The sequence below is a fragment of the Parachryseolinea silvisoli genome (assembly GCF_021190955.1).
GTDB classification, from domain to species: Bacteria; Bacteroidota; Bacteroidia; order Cytophagales; family Cyclobacteriaceae; genus Ohtaekwangia; species Ohtaekwangia silvisoli.
This window is the reverse complement of record NZ_JAIOAO010000004.1, coordinates 411,221-429,875: the sequence shown is the minus strand read 5'-3', so window position 1 is coordinate 429,875 and position 18,655 is coordinate 411,221. Positions and strand designations below refer to the sequence as shown.

The 18,655-nt window shown below is 55.6% G+C and carries 12 protein-coding genes; 2 read left to right on the top strand and 10 right to left on the bottom strand.

All coding sequences use genetic code 11. The features are described from left to right. Positions 1-39: 39 nt before the first annotated feature. Positions 40-450 carry a winged helix-turn-helix transcriptional regulator gene (locus tag K7P01_RS24660; RefSeq protein ID WP_267297248.1) on the bottom strand — a complete coding sequence of 137 codons (411 nt, stop codon included), beginning with the start codon at positions 448-450 and terminating at the stop codon, positions 40-42. A gap of 137 nt (positions 451-587) precedes the next feature. Between K7P01_RS24660 and K7P01_RS24655 the strand changes: the two genes are divergently transcribed. Beyond that, the gene (locus tag K7P01_RS24655; RefSeq protein WP_267297247.1) at positions 588-1,598 is read left to right on the top strand and encodes a zinc-dependent alcohol dehydrogenase family protein; all 1,011 of its coding nucleotides are present in this window, start codon (positions 588-590) and stop codon (positions 1,596-1,598) included. A 127-nt stretch (positions 1,599-1,725) separates the two neighbouring features. Here the strand turns inward: K7P01_RS24655 and K7P01_RS24650 are convergent, their stop codons facing one another. The 8 genes from K7P01_RS24650 to K7P01_RS24615 all read right to left on the bottom strand — a co-directional run bounded on the left by K7P01_RS24650 (position 1,726) and on the right by K7P01_RS24615 (position 16,074). Further along, entirely contained in the window at positions 1,726-4,779 is a 3,054-nt protein-coding gene (locus K7P01_RS24650; RefSeq protein ID WP_267297246.1) for a galactose-binding domain-containing protein, read from the bottom strand. A gap of 369 nt (positions 4,780-5,148) precedes the next feature. Continuing rightward, positions 5,149-6,147, bottom strand: coding sequence for a glycoside hydrolase family 43 protein (locus K7P01_RS24645; RefSeq protein ID WP_267297245.1), 999 nt, complete (start codon positions 6,145-6,147; stop codon positions 5,149-5,151). 213 nt (positions 6,148-6,360) lie between these two features. Further along, positions 6,361-7,428, bottom strand: a complete 1,068-nt coding sequence (locus K7P01_RS24640; RefSeq protein WP_267297244.1) for a family 43 glycosylhydrolase — start codon at positions 7,426-7,428, stop codon at positions 6,361-6,363. Next, on the bottom strand, positions 7,425-9,131 hold the full coding sequence (locus K7P01_RS24635) for an exo-alpha-sialidase (RefSeq protein WP_267297243.1): 1,707 nt from the start codon (positions 9,129-9,131) through the stop codon (positions 7,425-7,427). Before K7P01_RS24635 ends, K7P01_RS24640 begins: the two co-directional genes overlap by 4 nt. Before the next feature lie 176 nt (positions 9,132-9,307). Further along, positions 9,308-10,873, bottom strand: coding sequence for a RagB/SusD family nutrient uptake outer membrane protein (locus tag K7P01_RS24630; protein WP_267297242.1), 1,566 nt, complete (start codon positions 10,871-10,873; stop codon positions 9,308-9,310). Between the two features lie 18 nt (positions 10,874-10,891). Beyond that, complete coding sequence (locus K7P01_RS24625) at positions 10,892-14,206, bottom strand: SusC/RagA family TonB-linked outer membrane protein (RefSeq protein ID WP_267297241.1); 3,315 nt, start codon at positions 14,204-14,206, stop codon at positions 10,892-10,894. Between the two features lie 258 nt (positions 14,207-14,464). Beyond that, the gene (locus K7P01_RS24620; protein WP_267297240.1) at positions 14,465-15,415 is read right to left on the bottom strand and encodes a FecR family protein; all 951 of its coding nucleotides are present in this window, start codon (positions 15,413-15,415) and stop codon (positions 14,465-14,467) included. Positions 15,416-15,489: 74 nt separating this feature from the next. Next, positions 15,490-16,074, bottom strand: a complete 585-nt coding sequence (locus tag K7P01_RS24615; protein ID WP_267297239.1) for an RNA polymerase sigma-70 factor — start codon at positions 16,072-16,074, stop codon at positions 15,490-15,492. 65 nt (positions 16,075-16,139) lie between these two features. Here K7P01_RS24615 and K7P01_RS24610 point away from each other — a divergent pair, with 65 nt between their 5' ends. Continuing rightward, on the top strand, positions 16,140-16,271 hold the full coding sequence (locus K7P01_RS24610; protein ID WP_267297238.1) for a hypothetical protein: 132 nt from the start codon (positions 16,140-16,142) through the stop codon (positions 16,269-16,271). On the opposite strand, the gene K7P01_RS24605 is transcribed toward K7P01_RS24610, so the two are convergent. Then, positions 16,263-18,647 carry a beta strand repeat-containing protein gene (locus K7P01_RS24605; RefSeq protein WP_267297237.1) on the bottom strand — a complete coding sequence of 795 codons (2,385 nt, stop codon included), beginning with the start codon at positions 18,645-18,647 and terminating at the stop codon, positions 16,263-16,265. The two genes, K7P01_RS24610 and K7P01_RS24605, sit on opposite strands and share 9 nt — an antisense overlap. Positions 18,648-18,655: the final 8 nt, after the last annotated feature.

Sequence of the window (18,655 nt, the reverse complement as noted above, 5' to 3'; positions counted from 1 at the left end):
AAAATGGAAAGTTTTTTTTCGGGGTGTCCGCTGCGACCGTTATCGGTCGGTTGTCGCGGTGACACGTCCCGCGTTGGGTGCACAAACGAGATCGTGTTCCGACGTTTTATAGTAGCGCGGAACACCGAGGGCATCCATTTGCTGCATGGCCCATTCGTTGAGCATGGTGATGAACGGAATAAGGCCCTGACCTGTGGACGTGAGTGTATACTCTACGCGTGGTGGCAGCTCAGCAAACGCCTGGCGGGTAATGAGGCCATCCTGCTCCAGCTCACGCAGCGCCTGCGTCAACATCTTGTGTGTGACGCCCAGGATGCTTTTGCGCAGCGAACCATACCGGCGTGTGCCGGTGCCAAGTTGCCAGATGATGCGACCTTTGTATTTGCCGCCGATGCGTTGAAAGGCATAGTCAACGGAACAGATCGGTGCAGGCGGGGTAGTTTCTTTCATATCGTTCTTTATATCGTTCAAAATTTTTTCTTCCTCATCCTCAGCATTACTCACCTTTTGGTAAGCAGGGAACGGAAAAGTGCATACTTGATTACAGGGGCCGGGGCCGCCAGTTTTGCCGTCATAACAAAAATGACATGAAAGCAATTCATTTAAAACAGTTCGGTATCGAAAACCTGCAGCTGGCCGATGAAAAAATTCCCACTCCCGGCCCACACCAAGTGCTGGTGCGCATCGAAGCCGTAGCCTTGAATTACCTGGACATCGCCCTGATATCGGGCACCTATAAACCATCGCTCACGCTGCCCCGCATACCCGCCTCTGACGGCGCCGGCACCATCGAACGTATCGGCAGCGAAGTAACTCGCTGGAAAAAAGGCGACCGCGTGATGGTAAATTTCTATCAGCAATGGATCGGCGGCAGGCGCACGCTGCAAAACGCCGAGAGCCAAACCAGTCAGGCCACGCCTGGCCTGATGGTGGAATACGCCTGCGTTGCTGAAGAGGCGCTTGTCAGAACACCCGCGAACCTCACGGCCGAAGAAGCCTGTACGTTGCCTATCGCCGGTGTAACCGCGTGGAACGGATGGTTTGTACATGCCGGCCTCAAGCCCGGACAGACCGTCGTCACCCAGGGCACCGGTGGTGTCTCGATCTTCGCCCTGCAACTTGCCAAGATCGCCGGCGCCCGCGTCATCGCCACCTCGGGCAGCGACCACAAGCTCGACACGCTCAAAAAGCTTGGTGCCGATGAGGTGATCAACTATAAAAAATATCCGAAGTGGCACGAAGAGGTACTCCGTCTTACGCAACAGGAAGGCGCCGATGCTACGCTCGACATCGGCGGCGCTGAAAGCATCGACAGCTCCATCCGGTCACTGCGGATGGAAGGCTTTGTGGGCCTGGTGGGATTCCTCGGCGGGCCGGTGCTGCCGGTGGATTTTTTTCGATCGGTAGTTTATACTGTACGGATGAAAGGGATCTCGGTGGGAACGCGGGAAGACTTTGAAGATTTGGCGCGAGCGGTGGAAGTGAATGGTTTACGACCGGTGATTAGTCAGGTGTTTCCGATGGAGAAGGTGCAGGAGGCGTTTCGGTATATGCAGGGCGGGAGTCATGTGGGAAAGGTTGTGGTGAGAGTTGACTGACGGTTCGAAGACGATTTGAAGCCCCGAAGGGGTGTGACATAATAGCCCAGGCTGGAGCGATAGCGAAGGCCTGGGCTATTGTATTACGCCCTTTCAGGGCTGTATTTTCGGTGTTCACGACGACTATTTATTGCACCGATAGCTTTTTCTGTTCGGGGTGGCCGTATTGTTTTAGTAAAATATCAGCGCCGCCCTGGAGCTGCGTTGCGTCGGCTTCGATGATGATGAGTTTTTCCTCGCCGGGCATGAGGGTGATATAATTATCCGAAAGGATGACGGGTAGGATGCGCTCCTGGGTATTTTGTTTTACCAGGCGCAGGCGGTTGCCGAAGGCTACGGTTTGTGAATTGTTTTTGATGGCCATGTGAAGTTTACCGGTTTCTTTGCTCCGGAGCGCGCACGTTATGTCCGCGGCGGGTAGTGTGTTAAGCGGCGTATAGTCCAGGTCTTTTACGCCGTTTCTCCAATAGAAGTTATCGGACAGCAAGGTTCCTTTGGCATCTGTCAGCTCCAGCTTGATAAAGTGAAGCGGGGTCATGTCCTGAATGGATCTGTCTTGTCCGTATACTTCCATTTCATAGATTGAATAACCGAATTGTGTTGCGCGCTTTAGGCCCAGCATGCGGACATACCGCGTCGATACCGGCTTGATGGCAATTTCTTCGGTTCCGCCTTTGCCGTCCGTGGTTTTGTAAACGGTCTTCCAGGTTTTGGCGTCGTCGGAGATTTCGAGCGTATATTCTTTGGCGCAGGCGACTTCCCACTTTAACACGACGGTTTGGATCTTTTGCTTTTGACCGAGGTCAACGTAGAGCCACTGCGCATCGCTATATTCGCTTTCCCAGCGGCTGCCGGCGCCGGCGTCTGTCGCCAGGGCGGCCGGTTGAAGAGCAGAGGATGCGGCGATGGTTTTGCCGTACGCCAGATTAGAGGGGTTGAAGTTCAACGTGAAGGCTTCGGCTATGTTGCTGGACGCAACATCGACCGTTTTCTCTTTTCTAAACTGCGACACTTCCTTACCCTGCAGGGTATAGACCCTGGCTTTTGCGATCGCACCGTTCAGATCAGTCGCAGTGGTGTTAATAGCTTTTATACTGTTGCTCGAGGCATTCCACTGAATGTGTACCGGCTCGCAGGCTTTCCTGGCGCCCCAGTAGGCGCCCGTGGCGTCATAATAATAATCATAGGTCTGCCAGACGAAGGACGGATACGCCGACTGGCTCATCCAGATCAGCAACCCTGATGCGTCGTTCCACATCCTGTCGTTCCACGCTTCGTACATGCCTTTCATTACTTCGATGTTGATGAACTGCGACTTTTCGCAGAATGCTTCCAACCCCGATGACTCGCCGAACTGAGTATTTACCGCCGTCTTATAGTGTATCGGATTGGCGTTCGAGGCTTCCTTTCCGAAGTAGTGTTTGTTCCAGACGTTGTCATCTTCGTTTTTCAATTGCTCGTCCGTGGGCAGCGGCCACAGTTTGTCCTTTGGAATAAACTGGATGACACTCTCGTACGTCGGGAAGGTCGCGGTGCCGATCTCGGAGCGCATGCCATAGCCGCGATCGGAGCCATAGGGGTATGGCGGATTGTTCCAGGCCAGGTTGCTGCCCGATGTTTCGAAGTGATGTTTCGGCGGTTGATTGCCCCACCAACCGCTGCCCGACAGGCCGTCCTGGTTGGACGATGATTTATACAGGCGATCGTTGTGATCTTCGCGGGCCACAATGGTGCGCAGGTAGTCGTCGAGCGCAGGCTTGGGATGCGTTTCATTGGCGCCGCACCACAGCGCGATACTGGGGTGATTTCGCAGACGCTTTACTTTGTCGAGGGCATTGGCCTTAAAGTCTTCGTCACTGGCTACGTCGTTGTAGGCCACGTACAACCAAAAGTCGTCCCATACCATGATGCCATACTTGTCGCAATAGTTATAAAACTCGTCGTCGGTGACACAGCCCGTCCAGAGGCGGATCACGTTGTAGTGCATGTCTTTGTGGAGCCTGATCTTTGTTTCATATTCTTTACCGTGACAACGCAGCAGGTATTCGTCCATGCCCCAGCTGCCGCCCTTGAGGAATAATTTCTGCCCGTTGATGTAGAAGGTCATCACGGGCCACCCCGCGGCATTTTTTGTGAACTGATATTCATACTTCTTGATACCAAATGTAATTTCTTTTACATCCGACGTTTTACCGTCCACCGAGCACGTTAACGTGCAGGTATACAGGTTGGGCTCGCCATAGCCGTTGGGCCACCATAGTTTGGGGTGACGCACGATGAGCTGTGAAAATTCTTTTCGGTCGATGTATACGGTTGCGGTAGCGTGTGGGTCCAGCGTTATTTTCTTTGAGAACCCGATGTTGCCGGGCTGAATCACGCCGGCCAGCACTGCTTCCTGCCTGGAGGCCGATGAGTTTTTTATAGCGGAGGAAAGGCTTAGATATGCAAACTCGTTCGATTCCAGTTCCGACCGGACCCAGGGGTCCTGCATCGTCAAGTCGCCGGTGACGGTCAGGTATACATTGCCGGTGATGCCGGCCAGCCGCCCGGGTACGTAGGGCATCCAGTCCCAGCTTGCGGCGGAGAGATAGGTCGGGCTGGCGGTCACGCCAAAGCCTTCTTTATCGGTACGATGTTTCTTCTGATCCGCATCGGTAATTAATACGGCGATGGCATTTTTACCGGGTTCGCGGATCAGGTCGGTTATATCATATTTTGTTCGAAGCATGTGGCCGCTGACGTCCCGCGTCGATGTCTTCGTGCCGGACAGTTTTGTTCCGTTAAAATAGAAGTCTGCGTAGCGGTTGGTGTTGTCGAAATGCAGCCAGATCCGGCCGCGTTTTACAAACGACGGCGGCAGCGCAAATTCAGTTCTATACCAGAAGGGGCGATTGTAGAACGACTCATCGACTTTCCAAATATTGTCGGCGTAGTTGGGATCGGGTACTTTTCCCGCTTGCACGTAGGCCGTGAAGACTACGCCGGGGACGACGCCTTTGACGGCGGTGGAAAATTTATAGCCGGGGGTGGCGATTTCGGTGCCGGCGCTGTGTACATCGGCCTGGGGTGTTAGCTGCCATTCGGTATCGGCGCTGTTTAGCGGGATTGTTTCGGTTTGTGCATGCGTGAGCAACGGCATGGCTAGGGCCATACTGATGAACAAGTGTTTGAATGTCTGCATGGTATATGAAGGCTCAGAGGCGCGTCGGGCGAATTCTGCTTAGGTTTTAGTTAATCGTTTTAGCAAATGAAACGACAATTGGGCTATAATGCAATGAAGAAGGTCGATTTTTGGATGAATGGAGTGTGTTGCCGAGCACAGGGCATTCCGGTGTTGCTGGCGCAAGTATTAGCACCAAGCGTTAGCGTAGGTGCGGTACTTGTGACTGAAACTGTATGCAGTCTTAGACTGCCGTGTGCCCCGCGAAGCGGGGCTGCATTAAAATGTTCCCCGCCAGTCTAAGACTGGCGGCAGTTTCAGTCACAAGAGACGCGCTGCGCGCTAACTCTTGCGCCAGCATTTCCATAGAGGCGCCTATACACGCACGAATTAGCGCGCTGGTATTTGCAGTACTGAATCGGCTTTCACGGGCTGCCCGAAATCTGGGCGGCCGTCTGCTGTCCAGGTGAAGGATTGCAAACGAGGTGAGCGGCGGTGGTCGCAGCCCTGGCCGGGGCCGGTGTTGGCGTGGTATAATAACCAGTTTTCTTTGCCATTGGGGGATTGGACGAAGGCGTTGTGGCCCGTGGCATAGACGTTGTGGGCGGGGGATTGTTGGAATACGGGCGTGGATACCTTGGTCCAGGTGCGTGGGTCCAGCAGGTTGGCGTTGGTTTTGGCGGCGAGCATGCCGAGGGCATATTCGTCGGCCCAGCACGCGCTGGCGGAGTAGACGATGAATACTTCGTCTTTTTTACCGGCGAGGAATTCGGGGCCTTCGAGGATCTGGCGGCCGCCGAATTTTTCCCAGGCGTGTGTCGGGGCGGCGATGATGGTTTGTGTTCCTTCGAGTGTCCAGGGGTTTTTCATCCGGGCAATGACCAATACGCTTTGCGGGCCGACATAGGCGGAGTATAGAAAGTATCGGGTGCCGCGATGTTCGAAGACGGAGCCGTCAAGGCCGGCGTGTTCGGTGTTGACTTTGCCTTTGTCTACCCAGGTGCCTTGTAACGGGTCGGCGGCTGTATTTTCCAGTACGAAGACGTAGCGGTTGGCGTCGCCGTCGTTCGCTTTGTCGGTGGCGGTGTAGTATATATACCATTTGTTGTCGAGGCGGTGTAGCTCCGGGGCCCAGATGGCTTTGGAGTTTGGGCCGGCTGATGGCGGTGTCCAGATGGTTTGGGGGGTGATGTCTTTTAGTGCTGTCAGGTCTTTTGTCTTCCAGAGGGCGAGGCGGTTGCCGAGGGTGTGGGTGTAGTAGTAATAACCTTCGTGGTAGATGGCCCAGGGGTCGGCGCCGGAGGGGAGAATGGGGTTGGTGAAGGTTTGGGCGGTCGAGGGTAGCAGGCACGCCAGGAAGAATATGAGAAGAATTATACGATTAGTCATTTCATTGCTATTTATACTTTATTGTAACCTTTCTCCACGCCAGTCTGGAGACTGGCTGCAGTTTTAGGCACAAGTACCGCACCTCTCCGCTAACGCTTGGTGCTAATACTTGCGCCAGCAACCGTTTCGTCGCTCTCACACGCACTCTGTTGCTAGTGCGGGGAATATACGCTTCTTCGCTCTCGCTCTCACACTCACGCTGTTTTATCGCGCTCACTCTGTTTTTGGTTTGCGTTGCGCGGTGTCGCTTGGGGTGGTGTTGGCGATCTGGGGCCAGTCGTTTGCCCACTCAATGCGGTCGAGCATGAGGGGGCGGCGGGTGGCGCCGTTGGGGAGTAGCGGGCGGCTTTTGTCGACGGCATGGTATAGGAACCAGTCGGTGCCTTCTTCGTCGGTGATGATCTCGGCGTTGTGGCCGGGGCCGGCGAAACCTGTTGTTACGCCGGGCGACGGATCGCCTTTGAGGAATGCGTTGCCGGTGTGCGTCAGGAGCGATTGGCCTTGTTGGTTTACGTAGGGGCCTTCGATGGATGAGGCTCTTCCGATCATCACGTTATACGGCGTCTCGCGGCCCAGGCAGCAGTGGCCGTTGGAGCCGAAGAGGTAGTAGTAGTTGTTGCGTTTTAAGATGTAGGTGCCTTCCATCCAGTCGCCGGCAATTTGGAATTTGTCGCCGGTGATGGCTGTGCCATCGGTAGTTAATGAGATGCCGTAGATGCCGCGGAAGCTGCCCCAGAACAAGTACTTTTTGTCGCCCTCCTCGTAGTAGAAGGGATCGATGGAGTTTTGCACACCGACCTCGTCGCTCAGCAGTATTTTGCCGCGGTCTTCAAAGGGGCCGGCGGGCGAGTCGCTTACGGCCAGGCCAATGCCGGGGTTGGGATCATCCCAGAGGGACAACGAGTAGTATAAATAATACTTTCCGTTGATGTGGTTGATGTCGGGTGCCCAGACAAAGGCGGGGTTCTTCCACGCGGGCTTGGTGTCGAAGGCGTCGCGTACAAACTCCCAGGTGACCAGGTCGCGGGAGCGGATCACGGGTACGATGTGCGCAGGCTTGCCGTAGTCCCAGCCGTCTTCGGTGGCGTAGGCATAAAAATATCCGTCGTTGGCCTTGATCACGGTGGGGTCGGCGAAGGTGGGTATAAAGACAGGGTTTTTATAGTATCCTTCGGGTACGTCTCCCTCCCCTTCGTCAACCCCGGTGTCGCTATTGTTGTTGCATTGTATAAAACAGGCCATCAACAAGAAGGCCATGCAGGTATTTTTCATGCTTTTCATGGATGTTCATTTTTGGCGGTAACCAGTTTTACGGAAGACCATGTATAGGGCTTCTCACGATCGTTGCCCGACAACGGTTCAGTATATGCCTGGCCGTTGGTGGCGACGTCATTCAATACAGCATGGAAGCGGATTGCCGCGCCTGGTTTTGCCCGCAGCACGGACCAGGGTATGCGCACGTCGATCTGATAGCCGCCGGATATGCGCGTGACGGTCTTGTCTATCGAAGCGGGTTTCCGGGTGGTCCATTTCCCCTTCTCCCCTTCTTCGAGCGTCAGCACTCCTGCGGCGTCTATCGAGATGTTGAAAATTCCGTTTACGGGTGCTGCCGAAGATTGATTGCCGGGGTCAAGGTAAAATCGCAGTCCATCATTCGACTTTTGGTTGTCGACGACATCCGCATCGTTTACCGTGGCCTGGAGATAAAGTTGCCGATCGTCCCAGGTTAGTCCCATGCGCGCCTGCGTGGGGCCGTAGCCGCCGATGAACAACGGATGCTTTACGCGCGCGGTATGTCGCGGTGCTGTTACCGGCGGAACGACATAGCCTTTGATCATCCACACGGCGGTGTTCGGGCCAAAGCCGTTGGTGGACCCGAGCGCTACCACGGTGGTGTCGTTTAGCACGGTGACGGAATTCCAGAGGCAGGTTTTCGTCGAGTCGGGAAAGTAGAACGGCCGTGACTTACGGTTGAAGTTCCGGGCCTCATCATCGCCGATGGCCACCACCATGTCACTGCGATCCCACGGCGCCTGGCGGCGCCACTCCGTGCTTTGATACGAGAGCAGGGTTTCGCCCGAGGGCAGCTGGCGGAGATACGGTGCGCCGGCATAGGCAGATGCCGGCACGCGGTTGCGGGCTTCCAGGGCCTGTGCGCGATCGGCGCTCGCCGCCAGCACCGGCGCATTCTTCCACGCGCCGGTAGCCGGTGTGCGAATGATCACGGGTACAAACGACTCGCCGCTCATGCCGTTGTCTTCGGTGGCATAGACGATCTCCCGACCATTCTTTAACAGCAACGGTACGGGCATGCCGTCGCGGTGCTTGCTGCGAAAGCTTACCGTTTCGCCGGTCGTCCAGTGCGCGCCGTTGTCGTGCGAGCGAAAGAGCGTGATCTCCTGCTCGTTGGTTTGCGTATAGGGACCCTCGTTGGCCGTGAACAATTGAATCTCGCCGGTCGGCAGCTGTAGTTGTGCGGGCTCCCAGCAGCCGTTTATAAATTCATGGCCCGCGGTATAGATGCGCACGGGCGCCGACCATTGCCGGCCGTCAACGCTGCGCCTGACCTCGATGGCAAAACGTTTGGAGGAATCGGTGTTGTTGCCCGGCGGGCGCAGGTTGTAGGAAACGAGGATGCTGTGGTCGCGCAGCTGCAGCACTTCCGGCACGACACGGGCAATGCCGTTCTCCGGGGCGGCGACGACGGTGGGCGCCGTCCACGTGTTGCCCTGATCGACGCTGCGAATGGCCTGGGTCGCGCCCTGGCAGTCATAGACACAGAACAAACTGCCGTCGTCCAGTACGATCATGCGGGCATAGCCGGCGTATTTCGGGGCCGTTGGCGAAAGCTGGCGCAAGGTGGTACGGTCCCACGCGATGCGGATGCCTTCGACAGGCTCTTCCCGTTGGGCCGTGTCAACGGATATCCCGGGCGTTAGACAAGACACGATCCAAAAGAAACAATACAGCGGTATGTTTGCCATGCTATGCAAAGTTTATAACGTCGGAGCCCCCTGCCATACTGGGCACAGGTGCGCACCTACGCTTCGCTTGGTGCTAACACCTGCGCCAGCAAGCGAACAGGTATTCCTTTTTTTCTTCGCTCTCACGCTCACACTCACACTATTTCCCGCTCTCACACCCACACTCACACTGTTTCCTAGTAGGGGTTGTTCTGGTCCAGGTGTTCGTTGTTGTCGACTTCGACCTGCGGAATGGGCAGGCGGTGGTTTTTGCCTAACGCAAAATTATTGAAGTCCAGGTCGCGTGTTTTCAGCTCGTCGATGCCGGCCTGCGTGGTGAGCAGATCCCAACGTTTCAGATCCATCCACCGGACGGCTTCGAAGCAGAGCTCGAGGCTGCGCTCCATTTGCAGGCGCTTTTTGAACAGGTTGTAGTCGGTGCCGATTTCGGGGTAAGCATCCTCCAGCTTGGGCAGGTTGGTGCTGGGGCGCTCACGTACCATGTTCACATACTGGTAAGCGTCGGCGGTCTGGTTTGTCTCGTTCAGCAGTTCGGCGTAGAGCAGCAGCACGTCGGCATAGCGGATAAACCGGAAGTTGTTCGGAGCATGGTAATCTTCGCGGTCGCGGTAATAATACGTCGAGTACTTTTTGATAAAAGTTTCGTTGCCCCAGTCGACGTTGTTCCAGGGGCGGTTGTATACCAACGTGTCGTTGTTGGCGGCCTCCGGAAAGTCCTTATACGCTTGCTTGTAGAATATATTGGTAAGCAACCGGCTGTCGTTTTTACCGTCTTTCGTTTTCTCTTTTTTGTATTCGTCGATCAGCCAGGCGCGGGCTTTACCATCCTGCCAGCCGATGCCGCCCGGCGCAAAGAATTGCGTACGTTGAAAGCCCATCGACGCGCTGAGGTTGTCGCCGTCACCGCCCTTGTTGCGATCGCTGAACTGGATCTCGAACACCGACTCGATGTTGTTCTCGAAGTTATGGGTAAAGTTCTCGCGGTAGTTATCGATCAGGCCGTAGTATTGTTTGCCTTCGCCCACCACGAGCCAGTCCAGCTCGGCTTTGGCCTCGGGGTATTTTTTTTGCTGCGCATAGGCGCGGGCCAGCAGCGCTTTCGCGGCGCCTTTCGTGGCACGGCCCATGTTGGGGTCATCCCATTTCTCGGGCAACCGGTCTTTGGCCCAGTTCAGGTCTTCTTCTACCTGCGCCCAGACTTCGGCCTCGGTGCGTTGCTCGGGTTGATCATCGGGTTTGGAGATCTCCAATACGATCGGTGCCTCTTCCCACAGCAGGGCGATCTGAAAATAATACAGCGCGCGGATAAAGCGCGCCTGCGCCAGGATGCGGTCGCGACGGGCTTCGTCAAAAGGAATTTGGGGCACATAGGTCAGCACCTGGTTGGTGCGGAAGATCGCTTTGTAGAAATCGCGCCAATGCCAGTTGTTGCCATCCCAGAAGTTATAGTTGGAATACTTAAAGCGTGTCCAGTCGGCCAGCTCGCCCCACGGGCTGGTGCTATGCCCTTCGTCGGAGGTGAGGTCATAGCGAAAGTAGATCCAGCGTGTCCAGGTAGACGGTTTATAGAACATGTTATAGGCCGCGTTAAGACCCATTTCGGCGTCCTGTTCTGTTTTCCAGAAACTTTCTACCGTCGGTGTATTCGGGTTCTCGATATCGAGCAGGTCTTCGCTGCAGCGGATGCTGGTCATGACGAAGGCCGCAATGAGTATAGGTATATAGAATTTGATGTTTTTCATGTCGCTGTGCGTTAGGGATCAGAAATTAAACTGCAGGCCTACCAGGAATGAGCGCGCGTTGGGATAACGCACTTCGTCGTAGCCGCGGCGCCACATGTCGGGTGCGGTGAAATCGGGGTCCAGGCCGGTATATTTAGTAAACGTCGCCAGGTTTTGCCCCGTGACAAATACACGCGCGTTGCTGACGTGCAGGCGCTGCGCGAGCGGCTGCGGGAGGTTATACCCCAGCGTGACATTGCGCAGGCGGAAGTAGGAACCGTCTTCCAGCCACCGGTCGATGTCGCCGCGGGCATTGCGATCGTCGCCGTACAGCAGGCGCGGAAAGTCGCTGTTGGGATCTTCCTGGTATGGCTTTTCATCGTCGAAGGCAAAGTAGTTCGAGTTGTCGTCAAAACGCTCGACGGCCGCGCGGGAACCGTTGTATACATCCTGACCAAAGGCGCCATACCAGATCATCGACAGATCGAAGTTTTTATACTCGAAGTTGGTGATCAGGCCCAGGTCGAAGTTGGGCCAGGGGTTGCCCACGATCTGACGGTCGGCATCGTTGATCTCGCCGCTATCGTCGAAATCGACATAGCGAATGTCGCCCGGTTTGGCATTCGGTTGAATGACCTTGCCCTGCGAGTTGACGTGGTTCAATACATCCTCTTCACTGCGGAACAATCCGTCGGTCTTGCGCAGGTAGAACATACCAATGGGCTCGCCGACCTTCGTACGGGTAATGCCGGTGAAGACGTCGTTTCGTCCGTAGCCCAGCTCGAGCACCTCGTTGCGCAGGGTCGATACGTTGGCGGTGATGCTATACTTCAACCCCTGTATATTGTCCTTCCAGGTGGTGGTGATCTCGATACCCTTGTTGCGAATGCTGGCGGCGTTTACCCAAGGGTTGCCACCGTCGTTGCCGGTAGACAGCAGGATGGGCATTTCGGTCAATACGTCCGTCGTCGTGGATATGAAATACTCGAGCGTCAGGGCGAGGCGGGAGTTGAGGAAGGCCAGGTCTGTACCAAAGTTCACCTGTTTCTTGGTTTCCCAACGCAGGTTGGCGTTCGCCAGCTTTACCTGGCCCGCACCATTTACCAGGTGCTGATCTGTGCCGACGATCGAGATGATGGTGGCGTTTACCTGCGACAGATAATCCCAGTTGCCGAGGTTGTAGATGTTCGAGCTATAGAAGCTGCCGCTATAGCCAATCGTGCGGCCGATGCTGGAATTACCCAGCATACCGATGTTGGCGCGGAGCTTCAGGTCGTCTATCCAGGGCACCTGAAAGAACTCTTCGCCGCTGATACGCCAGCCGGCGCTCACCGACGGGAAATTACCCCAGCGGTTTCCCCGGGCAAACCGCGACGAGCCATCGCGCCGGACTGTGCCGGTGAGATAGTATTTATCACCATACGAATAGTTCACGCGCCCCAGGTACGAGATCAGTGCGTCTTCGTTGTTGAATCCGCCCGACTCGGGGTCGGATGTACCGGCATCCACCACATCGTAATATTTACCGCCGATGAACAAGAGATTGCGTTTCGTACCCGACAGTTGATCGTACTGCTGCCGCTGGAAGGTTGTACCCACCACGGCATCTACTTTGTGTTTACCGAATTCTTTATTGAAGTGAAGTGTATTCTCCATCAACGTGGATACATACTGCCCACGGTTCTCAATCACGGCCGAAGGATCGAAGGGCTGGTTCAGCGTCCAGTTGCCGACGCGGCGCACGTACTTGTAATGTTCCTGGCTGGATTCCAGGCCGGCATTGACGCGATAGGTCAACACGCCCGGTTTGAGGAGCTCCACTTCAGCGTAGAGATTACCCCGCAGGCGCAGGTTGTCGTTAGTGGTCTCCTCCAACGCTTCACGGGCGATGGGGTTTGTTCCAAACGTACGGGCCTTGCCTTCATTGCCATACCCAAAGCCACCGGGATTTGCCGCATCGTGTACCGGTATGGTGGGCAGCATGCGCAACATATCCCAGAAAGGATTTGTGATCAGGTCATCGGACGCGCCACGGGCAATGGACAGATTCTCGCCGATCTTAAAGCGGCCGCGCCGGCCTTCCGTATTCACGCGGAAACTATAGCGCTCGAACGACGAACCCACGCTGGTGCCGGTGTTGCCAAAGTAGTTGCCCGATACCAGGTACGTTCCGAATTCATTTCCGCCCGAGACCGTCACGTTGTAATCCTGTGTTTGCGCGGTGCGGAATGTTTCTTCCTGCCAGTCGGTATCGACGCCGTCGGGATATTGCTGATAGCCCTGCCCGATAATCACCGGGGACTTTTCTACTTCAATGGCCTCGCGGTAGGCCATGGTATTATACTTTTTAAAATCGGCGGCATCCATAAAATCATAGCGCGGCAATGTCTGTGCGCCGTAGCGTGCGCTGATGTCCACTTTCATCGGCCCGGACTTACCCTTCTTGGTGGTAATGATAATGACACCGTTGGCCGCGCGCGATCCGTAGATGGCCGCGGCGGATGCATCTTTCAGGATCTGGATAGATTCTACGTCGCTGGAGTTAAAGTCGCGTGTGGCGATGGTCGGCACGCCGTCGATAACATAGAGCGGCTGGTTGTTGGAGAAGTTACCAAGGCCGCGGATCTCGATGGTCGACTCGCTGCCGGCACGACCGCTGTTGCGGATGTTAACACCGGGGGCCAGCCCCTGGATGGCTTCCGCCACGGTAGCGGCCTGTACGTTGGCCATGTTTTTACTGTTGATGACCGACACGGCTCCGGTCAGGTCTTTCTTCTCCTGCTCGCCGTAGCCGATCACAACGATTTCGCGAATGGTGGTGACATCGGCGAGGAGCTGTACGTTGATAGCGGTCTGCGTGCCTACGGTAATTTCCTGGCTGCTATAGCCGATGAAGGAAAAGACGAGTACGCTGTTCTCACCGGCTACGTCGAGGCTATAGTTCCCGTCAGCGTCTGTCGTGGTGCCGTTGGTGGTGCCGCGTTCCAGTACGTTTACGCCCGGCAGTGCTGTATTGTCTTCATCTTTTACCTGGCCCCGTACCGTAATGGCTGGCGGCCGGGGCGCGGGCGTTTTTATCTCCCGGGCCGTTACCGAGATGGTTTTGTTTACCAGCTGAAATTCGACGGAGGCTTGTCGCGACAGGTCTTCCAGTACACGGCGCAGGGTGGCTTTTTTGTAATGCAGGGTAACGGTGTTGCGCGAATCCAGCTGTCCCGAATACGCAAAGACAAAGTCTGTCTTTGTTTCGAGCTCTTTGAATACGGTCGACAACGTGGCGTGCTGGCATGCGACGGACACCTTTACCTTTTCCAGGCTTTGGCTGTTGATATCCGACGCAAATCCGAGGTTCATACAAACGACCTGTATGATAAAAAGACGCCATGTGTATTTTGATATAAGCATGAGCAGCTTATGTAAAAATTTCATAGGTTTGTTATGGTTTGAGTTTACGCAATAAGTCTCAGGCTGTAGTCTGGGGAAGCCATCGGTCAAAATGTCTCTTCCCCGGACTACTTTTTTTATATAGTAGTATATAGCACGTCCCGATCAGGGTGGCAAGGCATCAAAGGATTTCGGTTTCATATACTTGTTTGTTTTGGGTCTGCGGAGTTACTTACAGCCATGGCCTTGCAGCACGATCTTGTTGCCGTCCTGCCGATAGGTGATTTTGAGCGTATAGCTGATACTGTTCAATACATTTTTGAGGGTCTCCTTGCGATAGGTAGCGCTGATGGGACAAGCGACCAACGCGTCATCCAGTGTAATCTCTACGCCATACCAATTCTCTAGCACCGTGACGGCCTCGGCCAGTGGCATATTGTCAAAGCGCAGGATGTTGTCCTTCCAGTCGACGAATGCCGCGACATCGACATCGCGCACGTGCACCGGTTCGCCATGGCTGCGCGCAATGGCTTGTTGATTGGGTTTCAGGATCACCCCGTCTACATCTACTTTTCCTTCTACCAGCGTTACTTCGGCGCTACTGTCGGGCGTAAGCCTGACGTTGAACGACGTGCCCAGCACGAGGGTGTTGGCCACGGGCGTATGCACGATGAACGGATGCGCCGCGTCGTGTGCTACCTGAAAATAGGCTTCGCCGGTGAGGTATACTTCGCGTACGTCGCCCTGGAATTGCTCGGGGAATTCAAGTTTACTGTTGGCATTGAGCGTTACCTGTGTGCCGTCCAGCAATTCTATTTTCAGTTTCTGGCCCCGATCGGTGACGGCTTGCCGCAGCTGCGCCACCGCTGGTGCGGGTGAATCGCGACTAAACCGCGCGATGAGGAACCACGATACGGCGAACAACGCCAGGGCGGCCGCGACGGAATACCCGATCGTCAGAAGGGTTCTCCCCTTCCCTTGTGGTGCACGGGTAGGCAGATTGGTCGCCAGCTGACGCCAGATCACTTCCCGTGTGGCCGGGTCGGCACTGGCCGAGGGCCGGTGGAGCTCGGGATAGGTCTCAAAGAAGTCATCCAGCAGCTTCTTCTCTTCTGACGTAGCGCTGCCCCGGAGGTAGGCGTCGAGAAGTCGCTTAAAATGTTGTTCGTCTATGTTCATCTACTCCGTAGTTGCATACGATTGCATTATCCCCTACGGCACGATGAAAAAAAATGAAAAAAGAGAAAGAAGGATTAGAAGAGGTCGGCGAGCAATACGAAGGAGACCAGTTTATCGACCGAAAGCCGGAGGATGCGCAGCGCTTTCGTAATTTGGTTTTCGACGGTTTTGGGTGAGATCTGCAATTGCTCGGCTATCTTTTTATTGGGCAACAGCTCAAAGCGGCTGAGGTAAAAAATCTCGCGGCATTTCTCCGGCAACCGGTCCATGGACTGGTCGAGCACGGCCTGGAGCTCCCGGGCGTCGAATTCCTGCTCGGTGCTGGTGCTGATCTCCACCGCACGGTGGTTGATATGGTCGAGGTGTTTTTGGGAGATGGCGCCGGAGCGCAGGTGCATAAAGCAGGCGTAGCGCACAGACTGGTAAAGATACCCTCCTACATTTTCAATGTGCTGGTGGGCGCTTTTCTCCCACAGGGAGATAAAACAATCCTGTACAACGTCCTGGGCGGCGTCGGGGTCTTCGAGCAGGTTAACGGCTTTAGTATATAGTACCTTCCAATGACGGTCGAAGAGGACCGCGAATGCCCGTTGGTCACCCTGGGCGATGCCGCGGAGCAATGTGTTGTCGTCGGGTAGTTGGTCGCCTGGCCGGTGCATGCTTCATCGGCGTTACGTGGGCTTGCGTCACGCCGTGATCAAAAGTAAAACATAATCTAAATCGTTTGCAATACAAGGAAGATTATTTTGCCGGCACCGGCAACGTTATCGGCGGTATCTTTTACGAGGGTGCAGCGTCGGCCACCGACCTTTACAGAACGTCCGTGGCCGACACTACACGCGGTCGTCTATTGTGAATTCTTCCGTTGGGTGCCGGCTTCCAACGCCTGGATTCGTTGCGTGAGGGCATCGATGATAGCTTGTTGCTCTTGTAACGCCTTTACCAACGGCACAACAAATTCTGCATAGCGCAGGCTGTACATATCACCCAAACGCTCGATGCTGGGCGCATCTATGCCGCTGAAGTCGTATCCGATCGCGGCGGCGGCTTCCAATACTTCCTGGCCGGAAAAGCCTGTATAGGTTTTCCCGTCTCCGTACAGGCGTTGGAATGTGATCGGTCGCAGGCGCGTGATAAAGGCCAGCCCGGGTACATTTTCCTGCCGGCCGGTTTGTACGCGGCTGTCGGCCACGGCGCTCCAGTTCACCTCTCCGCCGATTTTCCGCACGGATGCGTTGCCGAAGCGCATCTCGTTCGTGGCCGTTACCTGCGCGCCGTTACCGATGGCGGTGGAATTGGAGACAGGGTCGAGGCCGAGCTCATTGAACGCTCCGGCACCAATCGCGGTGTTGCCAAAACCAGGGTTCCAATTGAGCGCTTCGTTCCCTACGGCGGTGTTGCCGCCCCCTGTCTTTACATTATACAATGCATAGGGGCCTATGGCGACGTTTCCTCTGCCTGTGGTGTTGCTGCCCAGGGATGCGTGCCCAATGGCAATATTCGAGTCGCCTGTGGTATTATGATTGAGACCAAGGAGGGCGATGTTGATGGAACCAAGTGTGTTTTCGCTCATGGCGCCCGCGCCAATGGCAATGTTCATTTCTCCATTGGTGTTCGCGCGCAATGCACCGACGCCAAGGGCTGTATTCGACCGACCACGCTGGTTACTGAACATCGCCTGACTCCCGACCGCGGTGTTCCCATAGGCATCGGTTGTTTTACTCAAGGCCTGCGACCCCACGGCGGTATTCGCCTCGCCCATCTGAAGGAGCGCCAGTGCTTGTGTGCCGATGGCCGTATTATCTACACCATAGGTGTTGGCCGCCAGTGCACGGGACCCAACAGCAGTGTTTTGTTTGCCCACGGTGTTCATCGTCAGCGCTTCTTTGCCCAGGGCTGTATTATCGGCGGCGGTGGTGTTTGCCGCCAGCGCTTTATAGCCCACGGCGGTGTTGCCCGGTCCTTCATTTGCCGTCAGCGCCAGCGCGCCCAGGGCGGTATTCCACTGACCGGTGGTGTTTGCTCGCAGCGCACGCCAGCCGATGGCGCTATTGAAGGCTGCTGTTGTATTCGCATAGAGTGCTTCGTATCCCATCGCGGTGTTGGAGGCTCCGCTGCTGTTCGTATATAATGCGCGGTAGCCATTCGCGGTGTTGTAGTTTGCCGGACCGGTCCCGTGCAGCGCGCCCGCGCCGACAGCGGTATTCCCTATGCCGGTGCCCACAATGAGGAGCGCCTCATGCCCGATCGCTGTATTATAGCCCCCGGTACCACTGCTGAGCATGGCGTGGTAGCCTATTGCCGTGTTAAAACTTCCCGTGGTGTTGTGCATGAGCGCCGACACGCCGACAGCGATATTACCACCGCCCTGTTGATTGTCGTATAGCGCGCTGCTGCCGACGGCCGTATTGTTTGTGCCCGTGGTATTGGAGTACAGGGCGTCGGCGCCCAGGGCGCTGTTGTAGTTTCCCGTGACGTTGCTGGTGAGGCTGCGGATGCCTACGGCAGTATTCGTGCCACCGCTTTTATTCCGATACAGCGACATGTATCCAATCGCCGTATTGAGCTTTCCCGCTTCGTTGAGCGCTCCGCTCTGGTAGCCTATAAAAACGCTCTGATTGTTGTTGCCTGTATCGTTTTGTCCGGCTTGTTCTCCTATAAAAACCGAAGCGCCGGTATTCAGCGGCTCGAGCTGGCCACGCGTGGATATACGAAGGCGCGGTATATTATTCGTACGTATGGTGAGCGGGCGATTGTCGGTCGTGCCCAGGAAATTTTGTACCGTCGTGCCCGCGTTGCCATACAGACTCCAAAGGCTGTCGCTGCCCGCCGCGGCCGCCGACTCGATCGTTCCTGCCTTGAGCGCATAGAGCGCGTAAGGAACACTCAGCAGCTGGCTTGTGCCGAAGAATGTACCATCGATCGTGACGTGTAAGAAATAGGGACCGGCCTGCCAATTGATGTCGGCCAGGTTGCTGCCGCGGTGGCTGCCTTCCCCGACCGTCAGGTTGATGAGCCCTGTTTCGGTAGACGTTGTCTGGTGTGTCTCGCTATAGACGGGCGAACCCGTGGTGCTGCCTTGTAAAATACTTAGGCCGATGACGATGGACGCGTTGGCCTTTACTTCACCGGTGGCATCGCGTATAACGGCTTGATATTTAAAGCCTGCCGGCGCTTGCGCCAGGACGGTATGGACCATCAGTATAAATAGGACGATAGACAGTGATTTCATGGATTGCT

Coding starts and splice junctions, on each gene's coding strand:
- K7P01_RS24660 (WP_267297248.1), bottom strand. CDS start 450: ATGAAAGAAACTACCCCGCCTGCACCGATCTGTTCCGTTGACTATGCC.
- K7P01_RS24655 (WP_267297247.1), top strand. CDS start 588: ATGAAAGCAATTCATTTAAAACAGTTCGGTATCGAAAACCTGCAGCTG.
- K7P01_RS24650 (WP_267297246.1), bottom strand. CDS start 4,779: ATGCAGACATTCAAACACTTGTTCATCAGTATGGCCCTAGCCATGCCG.
- K7P01_RS24645 (WP_267297245.1), bottom strand. CDS start 6,147: ATGACTAATCGTATAATTCTTCTCATATTCTTCCTGGCGTGCCTGCTA.
- K7P01_RS24640 (WP_267297244.1), bottom strand. CDS start 7,428: ATGAAAAGCATGAAAAATACCTGCATGGCCTTCTTGTTGATGGCCTGT.
- K7P01_RS24635 (WP_267297243.1), bottom strand. CDS start 9,131: ATGGCAAACATACCGCTGTATTGTTTCTTTTGGATCGTGTCTTGTCTA.
- K7P01_RS24630 (WP_267297242.1), bottom strand. CDS start 10,873: ATGAAAAACATCAAATTCTATATACCTATACTCATTGCGGCCTTCGTC.
- K7P01_RS24625 (WP_267297241.1), bottom strand. CDS start 14,206: ATGAACCTCGGATTTGCGTCGGATATCAACAGCCAAAGCCTGGAAAAG.
- K7P01_RS24620 (WP_267297240.1), bottom strand. CDS start 15,415: ATGAACATAGACGAACAACATTTTAAGCGACTTCTCGACGCCTACCTC.
- K7P01_RS24615 (WP_267297239.1), bottom strand. CDS start 16,074: ATGCACCGGCCAGGCGACCAACTACCCGACGACAACACATTGCTCCGC.
- K7P01_RS24605 (WP_267297237.1), bottom strand. CDS start 18,647: ATGAAATCACTGTCTATCGTCCTATTTATACTGATGGTCCATACCGTC.